Raw genomic sequence first — 26601 nt, forward strand, 5'->3', positions numbered from 1 at the left:
GGGCGCGGCAAGCACTTCGACCCGGACGTGGTCGATGCCTTCCTGGCCGTGGCCGAGGACTTCCGTACCATCGCGGAAACCCACCGCGACGAGGAGTGACTCACTCGCCGCTGTCGCCCGGTGCGGCGCCGCCGTCGGCCGTGGCATCCGGGGCTTCGGACGCAGCGCCGTCCGGCAGCGACAGCTTTTGGCGCACGCCGGCCTTTTCGCCGGCGCTGGCGAACTTGCTGTACTTGCCGACCAGGCCCACGAGCAGGCCGTAGATCTTCGGGTTGGCGGCCAGGCATTCCTTCTGGTCCAGGAAGTCGGCCTCGCCCGACAGGTTGCCGATCAGGCCGCCCGCTTCGGTCACGAGCAGCGAGCCCGCTGCGGCATCCCAGGGCGACAGGCCCTTCTCGAAGAACCCATCGGTGTAGCCGGCCGCCACATAGGCGAGGTCCAGCGCCGCGGCCCCGGGACGCCGGATACCGGCCGTGCGCTGCATCACGTCGCCCATCATCGACATGTATTCCTTGAAGTTGTCGCCCGGGCGGAACGGGAAGCCCGTGGAGACCAGGCACTCGCCCAGGCGCACGCGGCGCGAGACGCGGATGCGGCGGTCGTTCAGGTAGGCGCCGCGGCCACGCGTGGCCGTGAACAGGTCGTTGCGCGTGGGGTCGTAGACCACCGCCTGCTCGATGCGGCCCTTGACGGCCAACGCGATGCTCACGCAGTAGAACGGGAAGCCGTGGATGAAGTTGGTGGTGCCGTCCAGCGGATCGATGATCCAGACGAACTCGGAATCCTTGGCGCCGTGCTCGGAGCCCGATTCCTCGGCCAGGATGCCGTGGCCGGGGTAGGCCTCCAGCAGCGTCTGGATGATGACGGCCTCGCTGGCCTGGTCGACCTCGGTCACGAAGTCGTTCACCTGCTTTTGCGAGACGCGCACGGCCTCGACGTCCAGCGCGGCGCGGTTGATGATGGCGCCGGCGGCGCGAGCGGCCTTGACGGCCACATTGAGCATGGGGTGCTGGTTGAACGACATGGTTTGTGAAGAGGAGCCAAGCGGGCCGGCCTGCGATCAGGCCGGCGAGAATCGCGGGATTTTACCGATGCCCGAGCCATTCCCGCCATGCGCACCCGTTTTGTCCTGATCCGCACCAGCCATGCCGGCAACGTGGGCGCCGCCGCGCGCGCCATGAAGGTCATGGGTTTCGACGACCTGGTGCTGGTCGCGCCCCGCTGGCCCAACGTGCTGCGCCGCCAGGAAACCATCCAGCGCGCGAGCGGCGCGCTGGACGTGCTGGAGAAGGCGCGCATCGTCGAGACGCTGGACGAGGCGTTGGACGGCATGGACCACCTGTGTGCCACCGCCATGACGCCGCGCGACTTCGGCCCGCCCACGCGCGCGCCGCGGCCCCACTTCGAGGCGCTGCTGGCCCCCGGCGCCGCGCGGCCCGGCGGCGTGGCCTTCCTGTTCGGCTCCGAACGCTTCGGCATGGCCAACGAGGATGTCTACCGCTGCCATGTGGCCATGAGCATCCCGACCAATCCGTCCTTCGGCTCGCTGAACCTGGGCGCGGCGATCCAGGTCGTGGCCTACGAATGGCGCCAGGCGCTGGGCGGATATGCGGTGGAGTCGGCCACGGCCCCGCACCAGAGCGCCGATGCGCGCCACCTGAACGGCATGCTGGAGCATTGGCGCGAGGCGCTGGTCGCACTCGACTACCTCGATCCCGAGGCACCGAAGAAGCTCATGCCGCGGCTGAACCAACTGTTCAACCGCGCGCAGCCCAGCCAGGAGGAGATCCACATCCTGCGCGGCATCGCCAAGGCCATGCTCAAAACAGCGGAACGGGCAAATCGCTAGACTCGCCCGATGCTGTTCGCCCGCCTGCGCACCGACATCCGTTGCATCCTCGAGCGCGATCCCGCCGCGCGCAGTGGCTGGGAAGTGCTCACGTGTTACCCGGGCATCCATGCGCTGATCCTGCACCGGCGCGCCCATTGGTTCTGGAACCATGGCTTCAAGTGGTTGGGGCGGGCCACATCGCAGCTGTCGCGCTGGCTCACGGGCATCGAGATCCATCCGGGCGCCAAGGTCGGCGAGCGCGTGTTCTTCGACCATGCCATGGGCGTGGTGGTCGGCGAGACGGCCGAGATCGGTGACGGCTGCACGATCTACCAGGGCGTGACGCTGGGTGGCACGTCGCTCTACAAAGGCACCAAGCGCCATCCGACGCTGGGGCGCGATGTGGTGGTCAGTGCCGGTGCCAAGGTGCTGGGCGGTTTCACGGTGGGCGACGGTGCCAAGATCGGCTCGAACGCGGTGGTCATCAAGCCGGTGCCGGCCGGTGCCACGGCCGTGGGCATCCCCGCGCGCATCATCATGCCCAAGGGCGAGAACGCGGGCGATGCCGCGATGTCCACGCCGCGCTTCTCGGCCTATGGCGTCACGCCCGAGGACGATCCGCTGAGCCAGGCCATGCGCGGCCTGATCGACAGCACGGCCGCGCAGGACCGCCAGATCGCGCTGCTGTGGCAGGCCATCGAGCAACTGTCGCGCCAGCGCAGCCCGGCCGATGGGCAGGGCGATTGCGTGCCGCAGGACGCGGCGCGCGACGAGTGCTTCGAGGCCGAGAAGCTCGCGCAGCTGGTCGGCAAATAGGCCGCTCGCAGGCCGCTTGCGGGCCCGCTCAGGCGGCCGTGGGGCGCCGGGCCGACTTGGGCCGGAATGCCGCGCAGACGGCGTCGTCGGTTTCCAGGTAAGGCCCGCCGATCAGGTCGATGCAGTAAGGCACGGCTGCGAAGATGCCGGGCACCAGCTGGGCGCCCTGTGCGTCCTTGAGGCCTTCCAGCGTTTCCTGGATCGCCTTGGGTTGGCCCGGCAGGTTGACGATGAGGCAGCTGCCGCGCACGACCGCCACCTGGCGCGACAGGATCGCCGTGGGCACGAAGCGCAGGCTGATCTGGCGCATCTGCTCGCCGAAGCCCGGCAGTTCCTTGTCGGCCACGGCGAGCGTGGCCTCGGGCGTCACATCGCGCGGGGCAGGGCCGGTGCCGCCCGTGGTCAGCACGAGGTTGCAGCCGGCATCGACCAGCGCGATGAGCGTGGCGCTGATGCCGGCCTGCTCGTCGGGAATCAGGCGTTCGTCGAACGTGAGCGGGTTGCGCAGCGCCCGGCCCAGCCAATCGCGCAGTGCGGGCAGGCCCTTGTCTTCGTAGATGCCGGCCGAGGCGCGGTCGCTGATGGAAACCAGGCCGATGCGCGCGGCTTCATGCGCCATCGTCTTCGCCCTCTGGTGCCGTGTCGTCGGGCTGGTTCAGCTGTTCGCGCAGCAGCTGGAAGATCTCGCGGTAGGCGCGCCCATGGCGCGGGGCGAGGCCGGGCTTTTCCGGCACCGCGTCCTTGCGCGCCTGGCGCACCAGGGCACGCAGCTGTTGCGCATCGGTCGCGGGGTACTGCGTCATCCAGCGCGCCAGGGCCTCGTCGCCTTCCAGCAGCAGCGTGCGCCACTGCTCGGTGTGGTGCAGCAGGGCGGCCTCGCGCGCCGGGCCGCGGCGCTGTTCCGCCAGCGCCGCGCGGGCCTGGTCCACGGTGTCTTCGTCCAGCTTGCGCATGAGCTTGCCGACGAACTGCGCCTGACGGCGACGGCCTTCGAAGTTGGTGATGCGGCGCAGCTCCGCCAGCGCATCCACCAGTTTCTCGGGCAGGGCCAGGCGCTCGAGACGGTCGGCCCGCAGATCCAGCAGTTCCTCGCCCAGGTCTTGCAGCGCGTCGCTCTCGCGCTTCATGTCGGTGCGGCTGGCGCCGTCCGTGCCCTTGAGCTCGGCCTTGAGCTCCAGGTCCAGTTCGCTGCCTTCGGCGACGAACTGGCCCCGCACGAAATAGCCTTTTTTGGGTTTGCGCGACATCGGGAAAACGGTGGGGAAGGGTGAGGGCTTGGACAATGCCCGGGCGGCCGGGCCAAGCCGGTGCGGCCGGTATCATAGCCGGCAACATGAATGCATCTTCCCAAGCAGCCGAGGCCGGCTTCAGCTACAGCCGACCGTTCTTCCAGGAACTCGTGGAGCAGGCCCTGGCCCATGCCAGGAAGATCGGCGCCACCGACGCCGGGGCCGAGGCGTCCGAGGGCTGCGGCCTGTCGGTCTCGGTGCGCAAGGGCGAACTCGAGAACGTGGAGCGCAACCGCGACAAATCGCTGGGCGTGACGGTCTACGCCGGCAAGCGCCGCGGCAATGCCAGCACTTCGGACTTCTCGCCCGCGGCGATCCGCCAGACCGTGCAGGCTGCGTTCGACATCGCCCGCTTCACCGCCGAGGACCCTGCATCCGGCCTGCCCGATGCGCAGGACGTGGCGACCGAGCAGCCCGACCTGGACCTCTTCCATCCCTGGGACATCGATTCCGAAGGCGCGGCCACGCTGGCACTGCGCTGCGAGGCGGCGGCCTTCGCCACCGACAAGCGCATCACCAACAGCGAGGGCGCGGGCGTCTCGGCCCAGCAGTCGCATTTCTTCACGGGCCACAGCTCGGGTTTCCGTGGCGGCTACGCCAGCTCGCGCCATTCGATCTCGGTGGCGCCGATCGCCGGGCGCGGCGCGCAGATGCAGCGCGACGCCTGGTACAGCTCGATGCGCAAGGCCGAGGAACTGGCCTCGCCCGAGGCCGTGGGCCGCTATGCCGCCGAGCGCGCGCTGTCGCGCCTGAAGGCGCGCAAGATCAAGACGGTGGAGTGCCCGGTGCTGTTCGAATCACCGCTGGCGGCCGGGCTGGTCGGTGGCTTCGTGCAGGCGATCAGCGGTGGCGCGCTGTACCGGCGCAGCAGTTTCCTGGTCGATGCCCTGGGCAAGGCCGTGTTCCCAGAGCACATCGACCTGCTGGAAGACCCGTTTGTCGCGCGCGGCAAGGGCAGCTCGCCGTTCGACGAGGAGGGCGTGCGTGTTGCGGCGCGCAAGGTCGTGGACGCGGGTCGCGTGCAAGGGTACTTCCTGTCGACCTATTCGGCGCGCAAGCTGGGCATGCGCACGACCGGCAATGCAGGCGGCTCGCACAACCTGGTGCTGCAGTCGCGCCTGACCGAGGCCGGCGATGACCTCGATGCGATGCTGCGCAAGCTGGGCCGTGGGCTGTTCGTGACCGAGCTCATGGGCCACGGCGTGAACTACGTGACCGGCGACTACTCGCGCGGCGCCAGCGGCTTCTGGGTGGAGAACGGCCAGATCGTCCACCCGGTCGAGGAAATCACCATCGCCGGCAATCTCAAGGACATGTTCCAAGGCATCGCCGCCGTGGGCGCAGATGCCTACAACTACGGCGCCAAGACGGTCGGCTCGGTGCTGGTCGAGCGCATGAAGGTCGCCGGCAGCTAATCGCGATTGCCGGGGCGGCCGCCGCGCTCGCCGCGGTCGCCGGGTGGTTGCCGCAACTCCTGCGGTGGAGCGGCGCGCGGCGGTGGAGGCCGGTCCTGGCGCTGCTCGCGCTGTTCCCGCCGCTCCATCTGGCCGCGTTGTTCGCGCTGGTCGCGCATGAAGCGTTCCTGCTGGCGCTGCGGCTCCTGCAATTGCCGCTGCTGCTGATCCTGCTGTTGGCGCAACTGCTGCATCTGGCGCATCTGCTGCTCCTGCAACGCGCGCTGCTGCTGTTGCATCTGGTCCTGGCGCTGCAACTGCTCCTGCCTGATCTGCTCGTGGCGCTGGTGCAGCTCGTTGCGGCCCTGGTCCTCCTGCCGCTGGCGCCGCTGCTGCTGTTGCCATTCCTGGTCGCGCTGCCAGCGATCGCGGCGTTCCTGTTCGGCCCGGCCCGGCTGAAAGCCGGGTGCCGGCATGGCCATGGACGGTCCCGGTGGGCGCTCGCGCTGGGTGCTGCGCAAGGGAGCCGGCGGTGGGAGGCCAAAGTTGCCGCGGCCGGGGTCGCGCGGGCCCGCGCCGAAGCCGGGGCGCCAGGGCTGGCCTGGCGCCAGCGGAAACCAGTCGGTGCCGGGCGTGCGGTGCCGTTCGAAGCCCGGTGGCCGCGGCGCCGGCGTGCCAGCAAACCCGACCAGCGCGGGCGCATAGAACTGGCGCGGGCCGCGTGGCCCGGGTACCCAGGCCCAGCGCGGGCCGATCTGTACCCAGCGGCCATAGTGGAAAGGCGCGAAGCCCCAGCGCGCGTCGTCGAACCAGGTCCAGCCCCAGGGATCGACCCAGCGCCACTGGCCATGGCGGTAGGGCTCCCAATTGGCGATCGTGGTGCGCGGATACCACACGGTGCCGTACTCCACGGTGCTGGCCCATTCGCCATGGGTGTCCAGTTCCTGGTAGCCCAGGACTTCGCGCGACAGGTACTGTGCGCTGGGCGAGCGGTCTTCGGCCAGGTTGCGGTCCGCCGCCCATTGGTCCAGCGCGTCGCGCGGGCCGGCGCCTTGTACCGCAGCAGCGCTGAGGTCGCGGCCGACATAACGGGCCTGCTGCGCAGGGGCCAGCGTGGCGGATTCCCCGTTCTCTCCGTACAGCGTGGCGGTGCCGGAGCGGGCCAGCACGCGGGTGCTGCCTGGCTCTGAATCGACACGGAATTCGCCGGAGCGGTCCACCAGCATGGCCAGGTTCTGCGTGTTGACTTCGATGCGCTCGTCGGGCGCCATGTCGCGCGCACGCAGGTTGAGGCTGCCCTGCCGCAGCGTCAGGCGCAGATCGTTGTCGTCGAGCGCGTCGATGGACAGTTCGGCCGGGCCCTGCAGGCGCAGGGCATGGGCGCCCGCGTGCAGTTCGGCCCGGCTGCCGGCGGCCACGCGGATGCTGTCGCCGGCCGTGAATGGCCAGTTGGGATCGCCGGCCTGCCAATTGCCGTCCGGGCCGGACCATTGAACGCCGCCGTCGGGCTGCGAAAGCCGCGCGGCGCGGCCCGGTGGTTCCTGTTGGGCGATGGCAGGCGCGCTGACGGCGGCGGCCAGCACCAGCGCGGCGACGGTGGCCCAAGTTCTCCAGATCCGTGCGGCCATGGGGGCCTCCTTTCCAGCTTAGAACGCGCGAGGGCGCGTTTTGGTTCGCCTGCTGTTCTGCAAAGACCTGTAAACCTTTGAACCCTTGGATCCCTCAACCGGCCAGGGCCTGTTTGACTGCGGCCGACACCTGGGCCATCTCGGCCTTGCCAGCCAGTTCAGCCTTCGCTGCGGCCATCACGCGGCCCATGTCGGCCGGACCCTTGGCGTCCAGCCGGGCCACCAGCGCGCGCACGGCGGCCAGCACGGCCTCGGCGTCCATGCGCTCGGGCAGGTAGGCCTGCAGCACACGCTGCTCGGCAGCTTCCTTGTCGGCCAGATCCTGGCGGCCCGCCTGCTCGAAGGCGGTGATGGAGTCCTTGCGCTGTTTGATCAGCTTGTCGACGATGGCGACGACGGCAGCGTCGTGCAGCGTCACGCGCTCGTCCACTTCCTTCTGCTTGATGGCGGCCAGCAGCAGGCGGATGGTGGCCAGGCGCTCGGCGTCCTTGGCCCGCATGGCGTCCTTCATGTCCTGGGTGATGCGGTCCTTGAGGGGGGCGGTGGTGTCCATGGTGCAGTCCTGTGAATGAAAAAAGCCCGCGCTGGACGGACCAGGGCGGGCCTTCAACCGGTGTGGCCGGTCGGGTGCTGGATCAGTACAGCTTCTTGGGCAGCTGCATGCTGCGCACGCGCTTGTAATGGCGCTTCACGGCAGCCGCCTTCTTGCGCTTGCGTTCGGCCGTCGGCTTCTCATAGAACTCGCGGGCGCGCAGGTCGGTCAGCAGGCCCAGTTTTTCGATGGTGCGCTTGAAGCGGCGCAGTGCCACGTCGAACGGCTCGTTTTCTTTAACGCGAATGGTGGTCATGTATCTCGTTGGCTGAATTTGGCCTGGCAAGATCGAAAGCCGTGGCCGGGGGGTCCTCAACTGAATAACATAGGGCCCGCTGAGGGTAGGCCAAAGTTAGCCGGGCATTATAGCGTGATTCAGCGCGCCGCCAATGCCTGCGCGCAACTGTAGGCGCTGGACCATGCCCATTGGAAGTTGTAGCCACCGAGCCAGCCCGTCACATCGACCACTTCACCGATGAAGTACAGGCCGGGCTGGCGCGACTCCATGGTCTGGGACGACAACTCGCGCGTGTCCACGCCCCCTGCCGTGACTTCGGCCTTGCGGTAGCCCTCGGTGCCGGTGGGGGTCAGTTGCCAGGCATGCAGGCTGCTGGCCAGCGCCGCGAGTGCCTTGTCGGCGGTCTCGTTGACTGGCCGCTGCCAGGCCGCATCCGCGCCGGTCCAGGCGGCGGCCAGGCGCGCCGGCAGGTGCTCGCCCAGCACGTTGGCGAGAAGGCGGCGCGTCGTCAGCTTGGCCTCCTGCAACGCGGGCTGCAGCGTGGTCTGCGGCGAGAGGTCGACACCGACCGGCGTGCCTGGTTTCCAGTAGCTGGAGATCTGCAGCACCGCCGGGCCGCTCAGGCCCCTGTGGGTGAACAGCAGGTCTTCGGAAAAGCTGGCGCGTGCCTTCTTCTCGCCGGTCGAAATGTCGACGGGCAGGGACAGCCCCGCCAGTTGTGCGAACGGCTTCCAGGCGTTCTCGTCGAAGGTCAGCGGCACCAGCGCCGGCCGCTGTTCGACCAGGCGCAGGCCGAACTGCCGCGCGATGCGGTAGCCGTAGTCGCTGGCGCCGATCTTGGGGATGGACAAACCGCCGGTCGCGATCACCACGGAATGGGCCAGCACCTCGCCACGATCGGTCGCCAAGGCGTAACGGGCGGATCCTTCGGTCAGCGCGCGCACTTCGTGCACGGCGCAGGGCTGCCAGCGCGTCACGCCGCCGGCGGCGCATTCGCGCAGCAGCAGTTCGATCAGGTCCTCGGCTGAGCGGTCGCAGAACAGTTGGCCCCGGTGCTTTTCGTGAAAGCCGATGCCATCGCGCTGCAGCAGCGCGATGAACTGCTTGGGCGTGAAGCGCGCCAGCGCACCTCGGCAGAAATTGGGGTTCTCGGACAGGAAGTTGCGCGGACCGACATCCAGGTTCGTGAAGTTGGCGCGGCCGCCACCGGAGATGCGGATCTTCTCCGCGACTTTGGCGCTGTGGTCCAGCAGGAGGACGCGCAGGCCGCGTTGGCCGGCGATGCCCGCGCAGAACAGGCCGGCGGCGCCAGCGCCGATGATGACGACGTCGAATGGGTTCATGGGTCAGGCGGTTATGCTATCCGGCGTGGCACAGAACGACGGATCAGCGGACATGCAAGGCTTGTGGCGGGTGCATCCCGATGCACGGCTGCGCATGCGTCATTGGGGCGATGAATCCGTGGTTTACCACGGCGCGTCGGGCAGCACGCACCGCCTGGCCCTGCCCGTGGGCGAGATGCTCGAACTGCTGCAGTCGGTGCAGGCGACGCCAGAGCAGATTTCCGAACGCATCGACCTGGACCGTGGCGATGTCGACCAGGTCTTGCAGGAGATGCTGCGTCTGGGCATCGCAGAGCGCCTGTGAAGCTGGGCGCACTGTCGGACGAGGCGCTGCGGGCCTCGCTGCACCAGGGGCTGGTCCTGGAGACCGGCCCTTTCCGCTTCCGCATCCACTCGCGGACCGATGAGGTCTTCCATGGGTTACGGCGCCTCTACGCCGATTTTTCCCTGCCCGATCCGGCTTTTGCCGACTACGTGGTCGAAGTCAATCGCGTGCATGGTCCCAGGGCCGTCTGGCGCCCGCAGATCAGTTTCAGCTTCGATGGCTACCAGCCCTTCAAGCCCTTGCCGGCCGACCACGCCTTCGCACTGCTTGAATGGGGCATGAACTGGTGCATCGGCGGGCAGGCGCACCATTACCTGCTCATCCACGCGGCGGTGCTGGAGCGCAACGGGCGCGCGGTCATCCTGCCGGGAGACCCGGGCGCCGGAAAAAGCACGTTGACCGCGGCATTGGCGCTGAGCGGCTGGCGCCTGCTTTCCGACGAGATTGCGCTGATCGACCGCGACGACGGCCTGCTCGTGGGCTTGGCGCGGCCCGTCAACCTCAAGAATGATTCGATCGATATCGTGCGCGCCTTCTCGACGGACGCCGTCTTCGGCGAACCCGCACGCGATACCCACAAGGGCACGGTCGCCCACTTGAAGCCGCCCACGGACAGCGTGCTCCATGTTGCACGGCGCGCGCGGCCGGCCTTCATCATCTATCCACGCTGGTCGGCCGATGCCCCGTGTGCGCTGACGCCGCGGCCGAAGGCCGATGCCTTCATGCACACCGCGACGCACGCGTTCAACTACGAGGTGTTGGGCAGCACCGGTTTCGACATGGTGGCGGCCTTGGTCGACCAGTGCGAATGCCTCGATTTCCGGTATGCGCAACTGCCTGATGCGATCGCGCTGTTCGAAAGCCTGGTGCGATGAATTGGCTGGACGCGCCTTTGCTGCGGGCGCTGCGCACGCCGGAGGCGATGGACGACTTCTCCGCGGTGGACTGGCACCTGGCCATCAGCCAGGCGCGCAGCGCAGGACTGCTAGGCCGTCTCGGGTTGCTGGCCCGGGCGAGGGCTGACCGGCTGCGGCTGCCCGAAGGAGCAGACCGCCACTTCACCGCCCAGGATTGCATCGTGGCGCGCCAGCGCAATGCCGTGCAATGGGAGGTGCAGCAGATATCCGAGGCGCTGGAACGAACGGGCGCCCCCGTCATGTTGCTCAAGGGCGCCGCCTATGCCGCCAGCAACGGGCCGGCCGCCGCAGGACGAACCTTCAACGACGTGGACATCCTCGTGCCGAAGGCCCAGTTGGCCGATGTGGAGCACGCGTTGCACGTGCACGGCTGGCTCGTGGAAGCCAGCAGTGCCTACGACGAGCGCTACTACCGCCGGTGGATGCATGAGCTTCCGCCCATGGTCCACGTGCAGCGCAGGACGACCCTGGATGTGCACCATAACCTGCTGCCCGAGACGGCACGCATCCGTACCAGGCCGGAGTTGTTGCTGGCGCAGGCCGTTGCGCTGACGCGCTGGCCGCTGATCCACGTGCCCAGCGAGGTCGACCAGATCCTGCATTCCGCATGCCACCTGTTCCATGAGGGGGAGTGGGAAAACGGTTTGCGCGACCTCAGCGACCTGCACCTGCTGTTGAGTGCTTTCCACATGCAAGGCGGTTCGGCGCAGCAACTCATCGAGCGAGCGCGTGTCCTGAATCTGCTGATGCCCCTGACCTACGCGGTGCACTGCGCGGCCACTGTGTTCCATACGCGCTTGCCCGATGGATTGCAGGAAGGGTTGCCGGTCACGAGGGCCTGGATGCAGACCACGTTCCTGGCAGCGATGTCGGGGGCACATTCCACCTTGCGCACTGCTGGCGCCTCTGCGGCGCAGTTCGCCTTGTACGTGCGCAGCCATTGGCTTCGCATGCCCATGCATCTGCTGATACCGCATTTGCTGCACCAGGCGACCACGCAACGTGAGGCGTGAGGCATGAGTTGTGTGTCGATGTATCTTACATCGACCTGTTATAAATTCGGGGGGATGTGAATAGCTTGCTGATTTGAAAGGAATTTTTTTTCGGCATGCGGCTTGCTTGGGATACAAATACATACATGCAAGATCCATCCATGACGAACACCACCCGGCCTCAAAATTCTGCCCGTCGTCGCCTGGCGAAGGGCGCTGTGGCGGCACCTGCCGTGATCGCATCGTTGACGGCCAAGAACGCGCTGGCCGGCAAATACCATTGCACGGTGTCCGGCAAGGCGTCCGGAAACATGTCCGGCCATGGCACCGACAAGGATTGCCGCAATGGCGGTAATTCCTGTGCCACTTGGCAGCAGAAGTGCAAGGGCGACACGACGACCTTCAAGAGCTGTTTCGGCACGGACCTCGATTACAAGGGCAAGACGGAGACCACCGGGTACGGATGGCGGGCTGTTTCCAAGCACAAACGTGCCAGTACCAACTGCCGTGAAAGCACCTTCGGTTCGGCGACCTTCGATCAGATCCTGAACGGCGAAGACTATTCGGCAAGCCCGATTTCAGACCCTCCGTTGCTGCTGGCTGCCACGTGTGCCTACCTCAACGCCAAGAATTTCAGCGACTACCACATCACGATGGCTTCAGCGGTCGGCCTGTACAAGGGCGCGCTTGGCATCACGCCTTTCAAGACCGGCACGAGAACGTGGACGGCGGACGAATGCCGGGTGCATCTGCAGGCGATGTTCTACTGACCGCCGTCCGTCGCTGCGGCCGAACATGATCACGCCGCCGGGGCTTCAGCCCTGGCGGCGTTTTTCTTGGGCGATCAAATCTGGCAGTTCAGCGGGCAGCGTCATGGCCTGCAGCAGCACGTCGCCGACGACGATCACGGACGGGCTGCCCATTCCCGTGTTCAGCATCGTTCGTGCAAGCGCATCCAGCGTGGTGACCACATGGCGCTGCGACGGCCGGGTCGCGTTCTGGATGATGGCGACGGGCGTCGCGCCCGGCATGGCCTGCTGCAGTTGCTGCGCGATGCGCTCGACATTGCTGACGCCCATGTAGATCACGAGCGTCAGGCGCAAGGTGTGCGCCATGGCGCCCACCTGCTGCCAATCGGTTGCGTCCTGGCCGGGTTTGGCATGTCCGGTCAGCAGGACGGTGCCCTGCGCGTGGTCGCGGTGCGTCAGCGGTACACCCATGGCGGTCGTGGCCGCCAGGCCCGCCGTGATGCCGTTGACGACCTGGCAAGCGATGCCTTCGGCGCGCAGGTGCTCCACTTCTTCGCCGCCGCGGCCGAAGATGAAAGGGTCACCGCCCTTGAGGCGCACCACATGCTCGCCTTCGCGCACTGCCGTGACCATGAGCTTCTCGATGAACGCCTGGGGCGTGCTCTTGCAGCCGCCGCGCTTGCCCACATGGACGATGCGGGCCTCGGGCCTGGCCCACGCCAGCACCTCTTCGTTGACCAGGTCGTCGACCAGCAGCACCGTCGCGGCCTGGATCGCCTTGACGGCCTTGAGCGTCAGGAGTTCTGGATCACCGGGTCCTGCGCCGACGAGCGTGCAGGAGCCAAGCGTCGGGATGGTGGTCGTTTTCATGCGTGGGACGTCAATTGGAGGATGTGGTCGACTTGCGCCGCAATGGCTGGCGGGACGGGGAGCCGGCCGGCCAGCACGCTGCGCGTGTAGTCGGCGGTATCCGGCGCGTCGACGGAGGTCGGCAGCCCGGGCACCTGGGCCTGCGTGCCGGGTTGCTGGGCCTGCAGCACCACCGGCTGGCCGCGCACGAAGCCGTCGAGCTGCGGCGTGCGGCGCGGATCGCTGACGACCTCGCCTTCCAGCCCGCGCGAAAGCAGGGCCGTCATGCCCAGCAGTTCGAACAGCTCGGTCATGACCGTGGCAAACGCCGGATGGGTGTAGCTGCCGACCACCACCGCCGGACCGTCGACCGGTTGCATGAGCTTGACCACGCTGTGCCCGGCATTGCGCAGGCCGACGACGCGGCGCACGTCGAGCAGGCGCTTGAGTCCGGGGTGCAGCAATTCGGTACCGACCACCGCCACTTCGCCACAGGCGATCCTGCGCACGCTGGTCCAGGCCGGCACATCGAGCAACGCGAGCACCTCGCTGGCCAGCACGCGGCTCGATTCCGTGGCGCTGCCATGCACCAGCACCGGCAGGCCTTCGCGCGCCAGCAGCAAGGCCAGCAGCGGCGTCAGCACCGGCAGCTTGCGGGCGCCGTTGTAGCTGGGCAGTACGACGACCGCGCGGTCACTGGCCGCCAGCCTGGCGACCCGTGCGTGCGTGGCGTCCAGGAAGCCGGCCATCTCCGACGTGGTCTCGCCCTTCACGCGCATGGCCAGGCAGAAGGCGCCGATCTCCAGGTCGGTCACCGTACCGTCCAGGATCTGGCCGAACAGGTCGGCGGCCTGCTCGCGCGCGAGCGGCTTGGCACCGCGCGCGCCGCGGCCGATTTCCTTGATGTAGTGTGCAATGCTTCCCATGGGTGGCGCGATTGTCCCGCAGGGCTTATGCCGGATCGTGAGTCGGCTTATGCCATCGGTGGCGGGCAGGAGCGTCATGCGACCGGTTCCGTCGCGCGCACCATGCGCTTGAGCTCGGGCACGCAGGAGCCGCAGTTGGTGCCGCATTGCAGCGCACCCTGCAGCGCGGCCAGGCGTTCTTCGCCGGTGCCGCTGCATTGCGCCAGCTTGTCGCAGATGGCCGATTCGCTGACCCCGAAGCAGCTGCAGACGACCTTGCCGCGCGGCTTGACGCCCACTGGAGCCTTGGCCTGGAACGACAGCAACTGGCGGCCGAAGTCCTGCGCCGGCAACTGGTCCTGCAGCAGCGCGCGGATCCAGGCTTCGGCGCGCGTGTCGCCGGCCAGCAGCACGCCGACCACATGGGCTGCCTCGCCGGTGCGCTGGAGCCGCACGGCACGGCGCTGGCCGCGGCGCGGATCGGCATAGCGCAGCGTGTCCAGGCCCGACAGGCCCAGCAGCTGTTCGATCTGCGCCAGCAAGCCATCGGCCGGTGGCTCGTGGCCGGCGGCGCGCAGCAGCACGCCGGTGCGTCCGGCCCCGGCGCCCTGGTCGCCGAACGGAACGCAACTCACGAAGGGCAGGGCGTCGGCCAGCGCGCGCAGCCGTGCGCGCACGTGCAGGGCTTCGTCTTGTGGCAACCAGGCCATGGCCAGCAGCGACCAGGGCAATTCGGCCTTGAGGATCTTGACCGGCGTGTGCTTGAGCTCGGGCTGCTTGGAGACGGGGCAGTGCACGGGCGTCGTCAGCGCGTTCACGCCGGCGAGGGCCGTGCCGGTGCTGCTGCGCCCGCCCAGGTACTCCGGCCCCCAGTGCATGGCGATGAAGGCCTGCGAGAGCCCCAGGTCGGCGCTCGCCGCCACCGGCACCACGATGCTGCCGCGCTGCGAGGTGAGGTAGACCAGGTCGCCATCGGCCAATTGCTGGAGCGCCATGTCCTGCGGGTGCATCTGCACCACGGGTTCGGGCACGTGGCCGAACAGCCGGCCCAGCGTGCCCGTGCGGCTCATGCCGTGCCATTGGTCGCGCAGGCGGCCGGTGTTCAGCGAGAACGGATAGCGCGCACTGCGCGCCTCCGCGACGGGGCGGTAGGGCGTGGCGGCAAAGCGCGCGCGGCCATCCTCGGTGGCGAAGCGGCCGTCCTCGTACAGGCGCGGGCGCCCCTGCGTGGCACCCGCGGGCAGCGGCCATTGCTGCGGCGTGGCCTCCAGCATGGCGTAGTCCATGCCGGTGATGTCCAGGTCGCGCCCGCGCGTGGTCTCGCGGTGTTCGTTCCAGACCGATTCGGGCGTCTCGTAGGGGAACAGCGCCGTGCCGCGCCCGAGCCGGCCTGCCAGACGGCGGGCGAACTCGGCCGCGATGTGCCAGTCGTGGCGGGCCGCGCCCGCCGCGGGCACGGCCGCCCGAACGCGCGAGATGCGCCGCTCGCTGTTGGTGACCGTGCCTTCCTTCTCGCCCCAGGTCGTGGCCGGCAGCAGCAGGTCGGCGAAGGCGCAGGTGGCGGTGCCGGCGAAGGCCTCCTGCAGCACGACGAACTCCGCGCGCTGCAGCGCGCGGCGCACCGTGGCCTGGTCCGGCATGGACTGGGCGGGGTTGGTGCAGGCGATCCACAGCGCGCGGATCTCGCCGTCGGCGGCGGCCTGGAACATCTCGATGGCGCTCTTGCCAGGCAGGGCCGGGATGCGGTCCACGCCCCAGAACGCCGCCACCTCGGCACGGTGCGCGGCATTGGCCATGTCGCGGTGCGCGGGCAGCAGGTTGGACAGCCCGCCCACTTCGCGGCCGCCCATGGCGTTGGGCTGGCCGGTCAGCGAGAACGGGCCTGCGCCGGCGCGGCCGATCTGGGCCGTGGCCAGGTGCAGGTTGATCAGCGCCGCATTCTTGGCCGTGCCGCTGGACGACTGGTTCATGCCCATGCAGTACAGGCTCAGCGTGGCCGGCGAGGTGGCGAACAGGCGCGTGGCCTGCACCAGCGCCTCCTGCGTGATGCCGCACACCTGCGCCACCGCGTCGGGCGTGCAGTCGCGCACCAGGGTCTGCAGTGCGTCGAAGCCGCTGGTGTGGGCGGCGATGTAGCCCGGCTGCGTCCAGCCCTCGCGCAGCATCAGGTGCAGCATGCCGTGGAACAGCATCACGTCGGTGCCGGGCTGCAATGCCAGGTGCAGATTGGCGATCTCGCAGGTGTCGGTGCGGCGCGGGTCGACCACCACGATCTGCATGGCCGGGTTGGCGCGTTTCGCGTCCTCGATGCGGCGGAACAGGATGGGATGGGCCCAGGCCGTGTTGCTGCCCACGATGAACAGGCAGTCGGCGTGCTGCAGGTCGTCGTAGCAGGCCGGCGGCGCATCGGCGCCCAGCGTCTGCTTGTAGCCGGCCACGGCGCTGCTCATGCACAGGCGCGAATTGGTGTCCAGGTTGTTGGTGCCGATCAGGCCCTTGGCCAGCTTGTTGAAGACGTAGTAGTCCTCGGTCAGCAGCTGGCCCGAGAGGTAGAAGCCCACGGCATCCGGACCGTGCTCGGCGATGACGCGGGCGAAGCGCTCGGCCGCGCCGTCCAGGGCTGCGTCCCAGCCCAGCGGCTGTGGTGCAGCGCCGCGCGCTGCGCGCTGCATGGGCTGCAGCAAACGCGTCTGGCGCGTCACTTCGGCGCTGGCCGTCAGGTGCAGCGTCGAGCCCTTGGTGCACAGGCGCCCGAAGTTGGCCGGATGCTGCGGATCGCCGCGCACACCGACGATCTGCCCGGCGTGCGATGCGATCACCACGCCGCAGCCGACGCCGCAGTAGGGGCAGGTGGAGCGTGTCTCGGTGGTCATGGCGTCACGGGGTGGGTTGGCCGAACATCAGCTGGTCGCGGATCTGCTCGACGCTGCGCCCTTCGCGCAGCAGCTGGAAGTACCAGTTGCCGTCCACCGTGTCGCCGTAAAGGCACGCGCCGACCAACTTGTCGCCCTGGATCACGAGCTTCTTGTAGACGCCACCCAGCGCATCGCTCATGACGATCTCCTCCGTGCCCTCGCCGCCCTGGAAGTTGCCGGCCGAGAACAGGTCGATGCCCGTGACCTTGAGCTTGGTGGAGGTCAGCGAGCCCTGGTAGCGGCCGATGCCGTGGTGCGCCAGGTGGTTGGCCGCCACCTTGCCCTGTTCGAACAGCGGGGCCACCAGGCCGTAGGCGATGCCGCGGTGCTGCGCGCACTCGCCCACCGCATACACGCGCGCGTCGGTCACGGTCTGCATGGTGTCGTTGACGACGATGGCGCGCTCGCAGTGCAGCCGCATGCGCTGCGCCAGCGCGATGTTGGGACGGATGCCCACGGCCATGACGACCAGGTCGGCCGGCGCCTCGCGGCCGTCCTGGAAGCGCACCGCGCGCACGCGGCCCGCACCGTTGCCCAGCAACTCCGCCGTGTGCGCGTTGAGCAGGAAGTTCAGGCCGCGCTGCTCCAGCGCACTGCGCAGCAGCCCGCCGGCCACCTTGTCGAGCTGGCGCTCCATGAGCCAGTCGCCGTGGTGCACCACGCTGACCTGCATGCCGCGCAGCATCAGGCCGTTGGCCGCCTCCAGCCCCAGCAGGCCGCCGCCGATCACCACCGCGTGCCGGTGTGTCTTGGCGGTCTCGATCATGGTCTGGGTGTCGGCGATGTCGCGGTAGGCGATCACGCCTTCCAGGTCATTGCCCGGCAGCGGCAGGATGAAAGGGTTGGAGCCCGTGGCCAGCAGCAGCCTGTCGTATCCAGCCTCGGTACCGTCCTCGGCGCGCACCACGCGCCGTGTCCGGTCCACCTCCACCACCTTCTTGCCCGCGTGCAGCGTGATGCCGTTCGCGCTGTACCACTCCCAGGAGTTCAGCACGATCTGCTCGAGGGTCTGCTCGCCCGCCAGCACCGGCGACAGCAGGATGCGGTTGTAGTTGGGGTGCGGCTCGGCGCCGAAGACCGTGATGTCGTACAGGTCGGGCGCGATCTTCAGCAGCTCTTCCAGCGTGCGCACGCCGGCCATGCCGTTGCCGACCATCACGAGTTTCATCTTCTTCATGAGGCTTGTCTTCCTGCGGATACGGGCCGGCCGTCTTCAGTCCAGCTGCAGCATCAGGACGGTGGTGGGCATGCCAATGGGCATGAACGGCATGGCGACCAGGTTGGCGCCAGCCACCGGCCGCGCGCCATGCAGCGCCTGCGCTGCCAGCGCCGCCTCGTGCTGCGGCCCCGGGCCTTCCAGCCGGCCTTCAGGCTCTGCGAAGGCGAAGCGGCGGCGCACGCCGGCGGCCGTGCCATCGCTTTCCCAGGCCGAGACCGAGCGCGCGATGGGCGTGGCCAGCGCGGACAGGAAGGCGATCACATACTCGGCGCCGTCGGTCGACGGGCAGGGCAGGGCAAAGCCGCGGTTGATGCCGACCTTCACGGCGCTGTCCGCGCGCAAGAAGCCTGAGCCCTTGCCCAGGTCGCCCAGGAAAACGGGCCCGCCCTCGGCCCACACCCGGCCCGGCAGGCCGGTGCCGCGGCGGAATGCGGTCGCGCGCGAGATGAAGGCGAAGGTGTCGCCGGTGCTGCCGTAGTAGCCGTCCACCAGGGTCAGGTCGGGCGAGGGCTCCGGGCCGTTGCGCCACAGCTCGATGGCGCCGGCATGGTCCTCGTCGTCCCCGCAGAACAGCAGCACCACCGCGCGCAGCGCTCCATGCTGGAACAGCGGCAGCGCGATGCCGCAGCTCAGGCCTTCCGCCTGCGCGACGGCGCTGCGGCGGAACAGCGGATCGGCCAGGTCGCTCAGCACGATGGGGTGGCCCTTGTCCCAGGCCATGCCGGGCAGCCCATCGCCACGACCGAACCGCAGGCTGCGCGTCGCGGCTTCGAAGCGCTTGCAGTCGCCGAAGACGCCGCCGCCGAATTCCAGCAGGCTGCCGTCCGGGCTGGGCAGCCAGAACTCCGCGGCACGGATGAAGGTCTTGCGGGCCATCGCGCGCGCTTTCAGGCAGCGGTCTTCTCTACGTGCGCCTGGCGCGTGTAGAGGAAGTCGATCACGGCCTTGCGATACATCACGTAGTGGCGGTCCTCGGCCAGTTCCACGCGGTTGCGCGGGCGCTGCAGGTTCACCGACAGCACCTCGCCGATGGTGGCCGCAGGGCCATTGGTCATCATCACGATCTTGTCGGACAGCAGCACGGCCTCGTCCACATCGTGGGTGACCATCACCACCGTGCTCTGGGTCTTCTGCACGATGGCCAGCAGCTCGTCCTGCAGCTTGGCGCGCGTCAGCGCGTCCAGTGCGCCGAAGGGCTCGTCCATGAGCAGCACCTTGGGCTCCATGGCCAGGGCCCGGGCGATGCCCACGCGCTGCTTCATGCCGCCGGAGATCTCGCCCGGGCGCTTGTGGGTGGCGGGCGTCAGGCCGACCAGCGCCAGCGCGGCCTCGGTGCGTTCCTTGAGTTGCGCCTTGGTCTCCTTGGCGCCGAACACACGCTCCACGCCCAGGTGGATGTTCTCGAAGCAGGTCAGCCAGGGCAGCAGCGAGTGGTTCTGGAACACCACGGCGCGCTCGGGGCCGGGGCCGGCGATCTCCTTGTTGGCGCACAGCAGCGTGCCCTGGGTCGGCTGCGTCAGGCCGGCGATCAGGTTCAGCAGCGTGGACTTGCCGCAGCCCGAGTGGCCGATCAGCGCGACGAATTCGCCCTTGGCCACGGTGAGGTGGATGTCGCGCAGCGCGAGGAAGCGGCCGCGCGGCGTGTTGAAGGCCTGCTCGACGCCCTGGATCTCGATGAACTTCTTGTCGCCGCTCATGACCGGACCTCTTCGAAAGTGAATGCCGATGCCAGCTTGATGAGTGCGTACTCCAGCAGCAGGCCGACGATGCCGATCACGAAGATGGCGATGATGATGTTTTTGACGTTGAGGTTGTTCCACTCGTCCCAGACCCAGAAGCCGATGCCCACGCCGCCGGTCAGCATCTCGGCCGCCACGATCACGAGCCAGGCAGTGCCCACCGCCAGGCGCACGCCGGTCAGCATGTACGGCAGCACGGCGGGGAACAGGATCTTGGTGACGATCTTCCATTCCGACAGGTTCAGCACGCGGGCCACGTTCATGTAGTCCTGCGGCACGCGCTGCACACCCACGGCGGTGTTGATGATCATGGGCCAGATCGAACAGATGAAGATGGTCCAGATGGCGGCCGGGTTGGCGCCCTTGAACACCAGCAGGCCGATCGGCAGCCAGGCCAGCGGCGAGACCGGCCGCAGCAGGCTGATCAGCGGGTTGAACATGCGCGACAGGAAGGTGAAGCGCCCGATCGCGAAGCCGGCCGGAATGCCAACCAGCGCCGCCAGGCCGAAGCCCATGGCCACGCGCTGCAGCGAGGACAGCACGTTCCAGCCCACGCCCTGGTCGTTCGGGCCGTTGCGGTAGAACGGGTTGCTGAAGACGTCGACCGCCTGCGCCCAGGTGTCGCGCGGCGTCGGGATGCTGCCGGCCGTGGCGACCGACACGATCTCCCACAGCACGACCAACAGGCCCAGGCCGGCCAGCGGCGGCAGCACGCGCAGCCACAGGCCGCGCCAGTCGAACGGCTGCTTGCGCACCGGGGCCGGGGTCGGCGCCGCGTCGTTGGCGGCGGCCTTGGGCACGACCTTCAGGTCGCGCGGTGCGGCATCGGGCGGCACGGCCTCGATGGGGGAATGGAAGACAGCGGACACCATGGGGAGTTCTCCTTCAGACCTTGACCTTGAAACCGTCGGCGTACTTCTGCGGGTCCTTGCCGTCCCACACCACGCCGTCCAGCAGCTTGCTGCTGCGCATCACGTCCTTGGGCACGTTGGCCTTGGCAGCCGTGGCGGCTTCCCTGTACAGATCGATCTTGTTGATCTGCTTGGCCACGGCCAGGTAGTCCGGGTGCTCCTTCAGCAGGCCCCAGCGCTTGTGCTGCGTCAGGAACCACATGCCGTCGGACAGGTAGGGCATGCCGACCAGGCCGTCGTTGTAGAACTTCATGTAGTTCGGGTCGTCCCAGGTCTTGCCCAGGCCGTTCTGGTAGCGGCCCAGGATGCGCTGGTTGATCACGTCCACGCTGGTGTTGACATAGGCCTTGTCGGCCACGGTCTCGGCCATCTTCATCTTGTTGGACAGGCTGGCGTCGATCCACTTGCTGGCCTCCAGGATGGCGGCCACCACGGCACGGCAGGTGTTGGGGTTCTTCTGCGCGAACTCGCCGGTGGTGCCCAGCGCCTTCTCGGGGTGGTCCTTCCAGATGTCCTGCGAGGTCACGGCGGTGATGCCGATGCCGTCGGCCACGGCGCGGTGGCCCCAGGGCTCGCCCACGCAATAGCCGTCCATGTTGCCGATGCGCATGTTGGCCACCATCTGCGGCGGCGGCACGGTGGTGATCTTGCTGTCCTTCATCGGGTTGATGCCCGCCGAAGCCAGCCAGTAGTACAGCCACATCGCGTGTGTGCCGGTGGGGAAGGTCTGCGCGAAGGTGTATTCGCGCTTTTCCTTGGCCATCAGCTGGGCCAGCGTGCCGGCGTCCACCGCGCCCTTGTCGGCCAGCTTCTTGGACAGCGTGATGGCCTGGCCGTTGTGGTTCAGGTTCATGAGCACGGCCATGTCCTTCTTGGGGCCGGAGACGCCCAGGTGCACGCCGTAGACCAGGCCCCACAGCACGTGGGCCATGTCGAGCTCGCCGTTGACCAGCTTGTCGCGCACGCCGGGCCAGCTGGCTTCCTTGCTCGGGATGATCTTGACGCCGTACTTCTGGTCGATGCCCAGAACCGAGGCCATCACCACGCTGGCGCAGTCGGTCAGGGGGATGAAGCCGATCTTCACTTCCTTCTTCTCGGGCGCATCGGAGCCGGCGGCCCACGCACCGCGCGTGACCAGGTCGCCCAGCAGGGCGGTGGTTGCCACGGCGCCGGCTTTGCGGATGAAGTCGCGCCGTGCCGGTGCCGGGCGGGCGGAAGCGTGTGGGGTCATGCGAACTCCTGGATCGAAGAAGGGAAGCGGAAAAACAAAAACGGCGCCCATTTCCTGGCCGCGAAACATCGCGGTTCGAGAAATGGACGCCGTTGTCCAGTTGGCCCTGAAGCCTTGAATCCTGGCCGCCTTTGGCCGGGATGTGCTGGTGCTATGCAGTTCGCGTGCCAGCTCGGGCGATGGCGGCGGTCAACGGGATTTGTTCATAGATATCAAATGCTTGCGACTGATTTCTGACGATGTGCCTGGCCCAGGGCGTGTGATCGAAGATGGTGCGCGGCGCAGCCCAGGCACAAAACTTGTGCGGCGCAGCACGCACCGTTCAGAGGTAGTCGGACAGCGCCAATACCGACTGCGCCACATCCAGCAGCTTGCGGTTCTGGTTCATCGCGGTCTGGCGCAGCATCTTGTGCGCGTCGGCCTCGCTGAGCTTGCGCGTGGCCATGAGCAGGCCCTTGGCGCGCTCGATGATCTTGCGTTCGTTGAGCGAGGCGCGCACGGTGTCCAGCTCGTCGGCCATCTGCTGCAGGCGGCGCGCCTGTTCCTGCACCAGGTCGATGATGGAACGCTCCAGGTGCGGGCCGTAATTGGGCACGGGCTCCCCGGTGTCGGCTGCGCTGGCCGTGCGCACCAGCGCGTCGCGGATCGCCTCGTGGTTGCGCAACTCGTCGCGCGCCTTGGCGATGCGCGATGCGCACAGCTGCAGCAGCTGGGCGGCCAGCAATTCCTCCACCGCGCGCATCGCGTCGATGCGCTGCGTGCAGCAGTCATACCAGACCTGGGCCAGTTCCGGATCGAGCAGGCCGTCGGCGCGCAGCGTGCAGCCGATGCGCCGCAGCCGTTCGAGTTCGGCCTGGGTGCGCGTGTCGACGGCGCCGCGCCATGCGGCCTGGATGGCCGCATCGGAGAAGTCGAGCGCGATGCGGAAGCACCGCTCCTGCGATTCGATCAACTCCAGCCATTGCTGGGCGCGGCCGCTCTCCAGATGGCCTTCGGCGAAGCAGGCGCCGCCGAACGCGCGTTCCTGGCCGGCGAACTCCTTGCCCTGCATGAAATTGAACAAGGCCACCAGTGCGCGCGAGATCTGCGGGTCGGTGGCGCTGTCGGCGGCCTCGAACACCACCTGCAGCAACCCCGCGACGAGCCGGACGAATGCGGCCGTGGCGGCCGGCGGGGTGACGGTCTGGACAGCGATCTCCTGGCGCAGGGCCGGCAGCGCATCCAGTGCCTGCAGCACCGTGGCGATGCGGCCGAACAACCTCGCGCCGTTGCGCACCGCCGTGCCTTGCGTGTCCATCGCGTCGAAGTGCCGGCGCAGTTCGAGCGCGGCGGCATCGCATTGCAGCAACTGCTGGTCGCGCGCCTGCGCGAAGCGCGTGCCACGCGAGCCGAGGAACAGATTGGACAGGCCGCGCTCGCGCTGCAACGCGTGCACGAGCTGGCCGATCAATCCCACCAGCTCGCCGGTGAGAGCGAGTTGCTCGAGGTCGCCGATCTCGCATTCGCGCGCGGCGATCAAAAAGTGAAGTCCTGATTTCATCGTAGGGGCCATGGAATTCCGAGCAACAACCGTGCCGCGCCCTGCGGGCTCACTACACTCGCGCCCCATGTTGGTACTGGGATTCGAATCTTCCTGCGACGAGACCGGCGTGGCACTGGTGCAGTCGCAGGGCGCGCAGCTGCCGCAATTGCTGGCGCACGCACTGCACAGCCAGGTGCGCATGCACGCGGACTATGGCGGCGTGGTGCCCGAGCTGGCGAGCCGCGACCACATCCGCCGTGCGCTGCCGCTGGCCGAGACCGTGCTGCGCGAGGCGGGCCGCAGTGTCGCAGAGGTCGATGTCGTGGCCTACACACGCGGGCCGGGCCTGGCGGGCGCGCTGCTGGTCGGTGCCGGGGTGGCATGTGCGTTGGGCGCGGCGCTGGACAAGCCGGTGCTGGGCGTGCACCACCTGGAGGGGCACCTGCTGTCGCCGTTCATGAGCGCCGATCCGCCGGAGTTTCCGTTCGTGGTGCTGTTGGTCTCGGGCGGCCACACGCAGCTGATGCAGGTGGACGGCGTGGGCCGCTACGCGATGTTGGGCGAGACCATCGACGACGCCGCTGGCGAGGCCTTCGACAAGTCGGCCAAGCTGATGGGGCTGGGTTACCCGGGCGGGCCGGCCTTGGCGCGGCTGGCCGAGCAGGGCGATGCCAAGGCGTTCGCACTGCCGCGCCCGCTGCTGCACAGCGGCGACCTGGACTTTTCCTTCGCCGGCCTGAAGACCGCGGTGCTGACGCAGGCCAAGAAACTGGGCGACCAGCTGCAGGCGCGCAATGCAGACCTGGCCGCGTCGACACAGGCGGCCATCGTCGACGTGCTGGTGCGCAAGTCGCTGGCGGCGTTGAAGGAAAGCGGCCTGCAGCGGCTGGTGGTGGCCGGCGGCGTGGGGGCGAACCGTGAGTTGCGTGCGCAGCTCGATGCCGCGTGCGCGAAGAAAAGGGTGCGGGTGCATTACCCGGAGTTGGCGCTGTGCACCGACAACGGCGCCATGATCGCCATGGCTGCAGCCATGCGCATGCAGGCGGGCGTGCAACAGCCCGAGAAGCGCTATGCCTTCGACGTGAAGCCGCGCTGGCCGCTCGACGCCCTCCAGTGAGGTCGCGCCGAGCGGTGCGGAGCGCGAAGGTGCTTATTGGATGGCCAACGCGGTGACGTTGCTCTGCGGCAGCTTCTTGGCCAGCTTGAGCGTCAGCACACCGTTTTCCAGCGTGGCGTTGCTGGCGGCGGCGTCGATTTCCAGCGGCAGTTCGTAGGCGGCCTTGACCTTGCGGGCGGCTGCTTCGGTGCTCTCGATGCGCACCACGGCGCCTTCGATGCCGATGTTCAGCTGGTCCTTGGCCACGCCGGGCAGGTCGACCGACAGGGTCCAGCTGCTCTCGTCCTGGCTCAGGCTGTGGCCCTTGGTGCCGCTCTGGCGCACGTAGGCCACGTCGTTGAAGAAACGCTCGAAGCTGCGGTCCAGCGAACGCACGGCGGGGCTGTAGTTGGCCTGACGGATGACGGGGGCGAAAAACATGATGCGGGTCCTTTGCTCTTTACACTCCGCGGCTCTCACCATGAGCGCCGCATGCATCCAATCTGCGTGCATCGCTTTGATTTTCAAGAGGATTTTTGAATGTATCTTCCGCGTCGGCGGGTCTTGAAAAGCGCTGCGGCAGCGCTATCTGTGACAGCTTTTCCCTACGTGGTGGCGCAGCCCGCACCGGTGCGCGTGGCCATGGTCGAGACCTTGAGCGGGCCGTTCGCCAACACCGGCGAGGCCGTCTTCCGCAACCTTGTGTGGGCCACTGAGCGCATCAACGCGCGCGGTGGCGTCAAGCTGCCTGGCGGTGCCCGCCAGCTGGCCATTGCACGCTATGACAGCAAGGGCCAGAACGAGGAGGCCCTGAGCGCGCTGCGTTCCGCCGTCGACGATGGCGTGGCCTTCGTGGCCCAGGGCAACTCGTCGGCAACGGCAGCGGCCCTGCTGGATGCGCTGAACAAGCACAACGAGCGCGAACCTGCGCGCCGTGCGCTGTACCTGAACTATTCGGCCGTCGATCCCGCCCTGACCAACGAGCGCTGCAGCTTCTGGCATTTCCGTTTCGACGCCCATGCCGACATGCGCATGGCTGCGCTCATGGAGGTGCTGCGCGACGACGATGCGGTCAAGAGCGTCTACCTGCTGGGGCAGGACTACAGCTTCGGCCAGGCCGTGCTGCGCGAGGCGCGCCGGCAGCTGCAGGCGCAGCGGCCCGACGTGGCCATCGTCGGCGACGAACTGCACCCCATGGGCCGCGTGAAGGATTTTTTGCCCTATGCCGCCAAGATCAAGGCCAGCGGCGCCGGCGCCGTGGTCACGGGCAATTGGGGCAACGACCTCACGCTGCTGGTGAAGGCCGCGCGCGAATCGGGCTTCGAAGGAAAGTTCTACACCTTCTACGGCAACGCGCTGGGCGCGCCAGCCGCGCTGGGCGATGCGGGCATCGGCAAGGTCATCGCCGTGGCCGACTGGCTGCCCAACCTGTCGGGCGCGCAGAGCGAGGCGTTCTACCAGGCCTTTCGCCAGCGCTATCCCAAGCCCGCGGACGACTACGTCCACATGCGCATGCAGCTTATGGTGGAGGCGTTGGCCCAGGCGATTGAGAAGGCCGGCAGCCTGGATGCGGTGCAGGTGGGTTTGGCGCTGGAGCAGGCCCATGTGACGCTCCATGGGCAGACCGGCCGCATGCGGGCGTCCGATCACCAGTTCCAGCAGACCCTGGTCGTGGGCGTGATGGACCGCCAGGGCGCGCCTGGCGTCAAGTTCGACGTGGAAGGTTCTGGCTACGGGTTCCGCGTGATCAAGCAGGTCGCAGCCAGCCGCGCCGAGATGCCGACCAGCTGCCAGATGGTGCGGCCGACCGCCTGACGGTCAGCTGGCGTAGCCTGAGCAGGCGCCGGCGTTCGGCCGGCCCTTGCATTCGCGCAGCAGGCGGCGTTCGCGTTCGCGGGCGCTCTCCTGCGCACTGTTGGGGATGAACTTGGGCGCAGCCGCTTTCTTCTTCGTCGCGGCGCCCTCCTGTGCCTTCGCGGCGACCGCTGGCAGGGTGGTCAGCAGGCTCAGCGCCAGGCAGGCTGCAGACAGGGGCATGGACATGTGCATGATGGTTTCTCCCAGGGACTGCGCAGTGTCCGCGGGCCGGCCGGCCGCTAC

Annotated in this window: 26 protein-coding genes and 1 pseudogene; 9 read left to right on the forward strand and 18 right to left on the reverse strand. The window is 68.2% G+C overall.

The features are described 5' to 3' along the window. Window positions 1–100: 100 nt before the first annotated feature. Complete coding sequence (locus ASF44_RS06770; RefSeq protein ID WP_056898461.1) at window positions 101–1024, reverse strand: inositol monophosphatase family protein; 924 nt, start codon at window positions 1022–1024, stop codon at window positions 101–103. An 87-nt stretch (window positions 1025–1111) separates the two neighbouring features. Between ASF44_RS06770 and ASF44_RS06775 the strand changes: the two genes are divergently transcribed. Continuing rightward, window positions 1112–1849 carry an RNA methyltransferase gene (locus tag ASF44_RS06775; protein WP_056898462.1) on the forward strand — a complete coding sequence of 246 codons (738 nt, stop codon included), beginning with the start codon at window positions 1112–1114 and terminating at the stop codon, window positions 1847–1849. 12 nt (window positions 1850–1861) lie between these two features. Further along, window positions 1862–2647, forward strand: a complete 786-nt coding sequence (cysE, locus tag ASF44_RS06780) for a serine O-acetyltransferase (protein ID WP_056898723.1) — start codon at window positions 1862–1864, stop codon at window positions 2645–2647. A 28-nt stretch (window positions 2648–2675) separates the two neighbouring features. Here cysE and mog read toward each other — a convergent pair whose 3' ends face one another. Next, window positions 2676–3266 (reverse strand): molybdopterin adenylyltransferase, encoded by a 591-nt coding sequence (gene mog / locus ASF44_RS06785; RefSeq protein WP_056898463.1) that lies wholly within the window; start codon window positions 3264–3266, stop codon window positions 2676–2678. Next, a complete protein-coding gene (gene yjgA / locus ASF44_RS06790; RefSeq protein WP_056898464.1) occupies window positions 3256–3894 on the reverse strand; it encodes a ribosome biogenesis factor YjgA in 639 nt (212 codons plus the stop codon). Before yjgA ends, mog begins: the two co-directional genes overlap by 11 nt. An 86-nt stretch (window positions 3895–3980) precedes the next feature. On the opposite strand from yjgA, the gene pmbA reads away from it, so the two are divergent. Beyond that, the gene (pmbA, locus tag ASF44_RS06795; protein WP_056898465.1) at window positions 3981–5351 is read left to right on the forward strand and encodes a metalloprotease PmbA; all 1371 of its coding nucleotides are present in this window, start codon (window positions 3981–3983) and stop codon (window positions 5349–5351) included. On the opposite strand, the gene ASF44_RS31565 is transcribed toward pmbA, so the two are convergent. The 4 genes from ASF44_RS31565 to ASF44_RS06815 form a co-directional block, all read right to left on the reverse strand. Next, a complete protein-coding gene (locus tag ASF44_RS31565) occupies window positions 5348–6958 on the reverse strand; it encodes a DUF6600 domain-containing protein (RefSeq protein ID WP_056898466.1) in 1611 nt (536 codons plus the stop codon). The two genes, pmbA and ASF44_RS31565, sit on opposite strands and share 4 nt — an antisense overlap. A 94-nt stretch (window positions 6959–7052) precedes the next feature. Then, entirely contained in the window at window positions 7053–7511 is a 459-nt protein-coding gene (locus ASF44_RS06805) for a GatB/YqeY domain-containing protein (protein WP_056898467.1), read from the reverse strand. Between the two features lie 82 nt (window positions 7512–7593). Continuing rightward, on the reverse strand, window positions 7594–7806 hold the full coding sequence (gene rpsU / locus ASF44_RS06810; protein WP_007833691.1) for a 30S ribosomal protein S21: 213 nt from the start codon (window positions 7804–7806) through the stop codon (window positions 7594–7596). A gap of 119 nt (window positions 7807–7925) precedes the next feature. After that, a complete protein-coding gene (locus tag ASF44_RS06815) occupies window positions 7926–9131 on the reverse strand; it encodes an NAD(P)/FAD-dependent oxidoreductase (protein WP_056898468.1) in 1206 nt (401 codons plus the stop codon). A gap of 52 nt (window positions 9132–9183) precedes the next feature. On the opposite strand from ASF44_RS06815, the gene ASF44_RS06820 reads away from it, so the two are divergent. The 4 genes from ASF44_RS06820 (at window position 9184) to ASF44_RS06835 (ending at window position 12135) form a co-directional block, all read left to right on the forward strand. Continuing rightward, a complete protein-coding gene (locus ASF44_RS06820) occupies window positions 9184–9435 on the forward strand; it encodes an HPr-rel-A system PqqD family peptide chaperone (protein WP_156374383.1) in 252 nt (83 codons plus the stop codon). Next, window positions 9432–10331, forward strand: a complete 900-nt coding sequence (locus ASF44_RS06825) for an HprK-related kinase A (protein WP_082524578.1) — start codon at window positions 9432–9434, stop codon at window positions 10329–10331. The genes ASF44_RS06820 and ASF44_RS06825 overlap by 4 nt, the downstream gene beginning before the upstream one ends. Continuing rightward, the gene (locus ASF44_RS06830) at window positions 10328–11386 is read left to right on the forward strand and encodes a nucleotidyltransferase family protein (RefSeq protein ID WP_056898470.1); all 1059 of its coding nucleotides are present in this window, start codon (window positions 10328–10330) and stop codon (window positions 11384–11386) included. Before ASF44_RS06825 ends, ASF44_RS06830 begins: the two co-directional genes overlap by 4 nt. A gap of 140 nt (window positions 11387–11526) precedes the next feature. Further along, window positions 11527–12135, forward strand: coding sequence for a hypothetical protein (locus ASF44_RS06835; protein WP_156374384.1), 609 nt, complete (start codon window positions 11527–11529; stop codon window positions 12133–12135). A 45-nt stretch (window positions 12136–12180) separates the two neighbouring features. Here ASF44_RS06835 and cobA read toward each other — a convergent pair whose 3' ends face one another. From cobA to ASF44_RS06880, 9 genes and pseudogenes are all read right to left on the reverse strand, one after another. Beyond that, window positions 12181–12984 (reverse strand): uroporphyrinogen-III C-methyltransferase, encoded by an 804-nt coding sequence (gene cobA, locus ASF44_RS06840; RefSeq protein WP_056898472.1) that lies wholly within the window; start codon window positions 12982–12984, stop codon window positions 12181–12183. Further along, entirely contained in the window at window positions 12981–13889 is a 909-nt protein-coding gene (gene ybiB, locus ASF44_RS06845) for a DNA-binding protein YbiB (protein ID WP_056898473.1), read from the reverse strand. Before ybiB ends, cobA begins: the two co-directional genes overlap by 4 nt. 74 nt (window positions 13890–13963) lie before the next feature. Continuing rightward, complete coding sequence (locus ASF44_RS06850; protein WP_056898474.1) at window positions 13964–16741, reverse strand: nitrate reductase; 2778 nt, start codon at window positions 16739–16741, stop codon at window positions 13964–13966. A 16-nt stretch (window positions 16742–16757) separates the two neighbouring features. Then, a pseudogene (locus ASF44_RS06855) lies at window positions 16758–17960 on the reverse strand (NAD(P)/FAD-dependent oxidoreductase); the annotation flags it as partial. 36 nt (window positions 17961–17996) lie between these two features. Further along, window positions 17997–18878 carry a GAF domain-containing protein gene (locus ASF44_RS06860; RefSeq protein WP_056898475.1) on the reverse strand — a complete coding sequence of 294 codons (882 nt, stop codon included), beginning with the start codon at window positions 18876–18878 and terminating at the stop codon, window positions 17997–17999. An 11-nt stretch (window positions 18879–18889) separates the two neighbouring features. Further along, on the reverse strand, window positions 18890–19699 hold the full coding sequence (locus ASF44_RS06865; protein WP_056898476.1) for an ABC transporter ATP-binding protein: 810 nt from the start codon (window positions 19697–19699) through the stop codon (window positions 18890–18892). After that, the gene (gene ntrB / locus ASF44_RS06870; RefSeq protein WP_056898477.1) at window positions 19696–20613 is read right to left on the reverse strand and encodes a nitrate ABC transporter permease; all 918 of its coding nucleotides are present in this window, start codon (window positions 20611–20613) and stop codon (window positions 19696–19698) included. The genes ASF44_RS06865 and ntrB overlap by 4 nt, the downstream gene beginning before the upstream one ends. A 13-nt stretch (window positions 20614–20626) precedes the next feature. After that, window positions 20627–21883: a CmpA/NrtA family ABC transporter substrate-binding protein gene (locus ASF44_RS06875; RefSeq protein WP_056898478.1), complete on the reverse strand. Its 1257-nt coding sequence runs from the start codon at window positions 21881–21883 to the stop codon at window positions 20627–20629. 322 nt (window positions 21884–22205) lie between these two features. After that, a complete protein-coding gene (locus ASF44_RS06880; RefSeq protein WP_056898479.1) occupies window positions 22206–23423 on the reverse strand; it encodes a nitrate regulatory protein in 1218 nt (405 codons plus the stop codon). A 67-nt stretch (window positions 23424–23490) separates the two neighbouring features. On the opposite strand from ASF44_RS06880, the gene tsaD reads away from it, so the two are divergent. Beyond that, on the forward strand, window positions 23491–24522 hold the full coding sequence (gene tsaD / locus ASF44_RS06885) for a tRNA (adenosine(37)-N6)-threonylcarbamoyltransferase complex transferase subunit TsaD (protein ID WP_056898480.1): 1032 nt from the start codon (window positions 23491–23493) through the stop codon (window positions 24520–24522). A 33-nt stretch (window positions 24523–24555) separates the two neighbouring features. Here tsaD and ASF44_RS06890 read toward each other — a convergent pair whose 3' ends face one another. Continuing rightward, a complete protein-coding gene (locus ASF44_RS06890) occupies window positions 24556–24942 on the reverse strand; it encodes an Hsp20/alpha crystallin family protein (RefSeq protein ID WP_056898481.1) in 387 nt (128 codons plus the stop codon). A gap of 99 nt (window positions 24943–25041) precedes the next feature. Here ASF44_RS06890 and ASF44_RS06895 point away from each other — a divergent pair, with 99 nt between their 5' ends. After that, window positions 25042–26316 (forward strand): branched-chain amino acid ABC transporter substrate-binding protein, encoded by a 1275-nt coding sequence (locus tag ASF44_RS06895; protein ID WP_056898482.1) that lies wholly within the window; start codon window positions 25042–25044, stop codon window positions 26314–26316. Between the two features lie 3 nt (window positions 26317–26319). Here ASF44_RS06895 and ASF44_RS06900 read toward each other — a convergent pair whose 3' ends face one another. Then, window positions 26320–26538: a hypothetical protein gene (locus ASF44_RS06900; protein ID WP_235579153.1), complete on the reverse strand. Its 219-nt coding sequence runs from the start codon at window positions 26536–26538 to the stop codon at window positions 26320–26322. Window positions 26539–26601: the final 63 nt, after the last annotated feature.

Source organism: Pseudorhodoferax sp. Leaf274, from assembly GCF_001422445.1.
Classification (GTDB): Bacteria; Pseudomonadota; Gammaproteobacteria; order Burkholderiales; family Burkholderiaceae_C; genus Pseudorhodoferax.

What these genes read in the sequence shown, in the direction of transcription:
- ASF44_RS06770 (WP_056898461.1), bottom strand. Translation starts at nt 1,024, where the DNA reads ATGTCGTTCAACCAGCACCCCATGCTCAATGTGGCCGTCAAGGCCGCT.
- ASF44_RS06775 (WP_056898462.1), top strand. Translation starts at nt 1,112, where the DNA reads ATGCGCACCCGTTTTGTCCTGATCCGCACCAGCCATGCCGGCAACGTG.
- mog (WP_056898463.1), bottom strand. Translation starts at nt 3,266, where the DNA reads ATGGCGCATGAAGCCGCGCGCATCGGCCTGGTTTCCATCAGCGACCGC.
- yjgA (WP_056898464.1), bottom strand. Translation starts at nt 3,894, where the DNA reads ATGTCGCGCAAACCCAAAAAAGGCTATTTCGTGCGGGGCCAGTTCGTC.
- pmbA (WP_056898465.1), top strand. Translation starts at nt 3,981, where the DNA reads ATGAATGCATCTTCCCAAGCAGCCGAGGCCGGCTTCAGCTACAGCCGA.
- ASF44_RS31565 (WP_056898466.1), bottom strand. Translation starts at nt 6,958, where the DNA reads ATGGCCGCACGGATCTGGAGAACTTGGGCCACCGTCGCCGCGCTGGTG.
- ASF44_RS06805 (WP_056898467.1), bottom strand. Translation starts at nt 7,511, where the DNA reads ATGGACACCACCGCCCCCCTCAAGGACCGCATCACCCAGGACATGAAG.
- rpsU (WP_007833691.1), bottom strand. Translation starts at nt 7,806, where the DNA reads ATGACCACCATTCGCGTTAAAGAAAACGAGCCGTTCGACGTGGCACTG.
- ASF44_RS06815 (WP_056898468.1), bottom strand. Translation starts at nt 9,131, where the DNA reads ATGAACCCATTCGACGTCGTCATCATCGGCGCTGGCGCCGCCGGCCTG.
- ASF44_RS06820 (WP_156374383.1), top strand. Translation starts at nt 9,184, where the DNA reads ATGCAAGGCTTGTGGCGGGTGCATCCCGATGCACGGCTGCGCATGCGT.
- ASF44_RS06830 (WP_056898470.1), top strand. Translation starts at nt 10,328, where the DNA reads ATGAATTGGCTGGACGCGCCTTTGCTGCGGGCGCTGCGCACGCCGGAG.
- ASF44_RS06835 (WP_156374384.1), top strand. Translation starts at nt 11,527, where the DNA reads ATGACGAACACCACCCGGCCTCAAAATTCTGCCCGTCGTCGCCTGGCG.
- cobA (WP_056898472.1), bottom strand. Translation starts at nt 12,984, where the DNA reads ATGAAAACGACCACCATCCCGACGCTTGGCTCCTGCACGCTCGTCGGC.
- ybiB (WP_056898473.1), bottom strand. Translation starts at nt 13,889, where the DNA reads ATGGGAAGCATTGCACACTACATCAAGGAAATCGGCCGCGGCGCGCGC.
- ASF44_RS06850 (WP_056898474.1), bottom strand. Translation starts at nt 16,741, where the DNA reads ATGACCACCGAGACACGCTCCACCTGCCCCTACTGCGGCGTCGGCTGC.
- ASF44_RS06860 (WP_056898475.1), bottom strand. Translation starts at nt 18,878, where the DNA reads ATGGCCCGCAAGACCTTCATCCGTGCCGCGGAGTTCTGGCTGCCCAGC.
- ASF44_RS06865 (WP_056898476.1), bottom strand. Translation starts at nt 19,699, where the DNA reads ATGAGCGGCGACAAGAAGTTCATCGAGATCCAGGGCGTCGAGCAGGCC.
- ntrB (WP_056898477.1), bottom strand. Translation starts at nt 20,613, where the DNA reads ATGGTGTCCGCTGTCTTCCATTCCCCCATCGAGGCCGTGCCGCCCGAT.
- ASF44_RS06875 (WP_056898478.1), bottom strand. Translation starts at nt 21,883, where the DNA reads ATGACCCCACACGCTTCCGCCCGCCCGGCACCGGCACGGCGCGACTTC.
- ASF44_RS06880 (WP_056898479.1), bottom strand. Translation starts at nt 23,423, where the DNA reads ATGAAATCAGGACTTCACTTTTTGATCGCCGCGCGCGAATGCGAGATC.
- tsaD (WP_056898480.1), top strand. Translation starts at nt 23,491, where the DNA reads ATGTTGGTACTGGGATTCGAATCTTCCTGCGACGAGACCGGCGTGGCA.
- ASF44_RS06890 (WP_056898481.1), bottom strand. Translation starts at nt 24,942, where the DNA reads ATGTTTTTCGCCCCCGTCATCCGTCAGGCCAACTACAGCCCCGCCGTG.
- ASF44_RS06895 (WP_056898482.1), top strand. Translation starts at nt 25,042, where the DNA reads ATGTATCTTCCGCGTCGGCGGGTCTTGAAAAGCGCTGCGGCAGCGCTA.
- ASF44_RS06900 (WP_235579153.1), bottom strand. Translation starts at nt 26,538, where the DNA reads ATGCCCCTGTCTGCAGCCTGCCTGGCGCTGAGCCTGCTGACCACCCTG.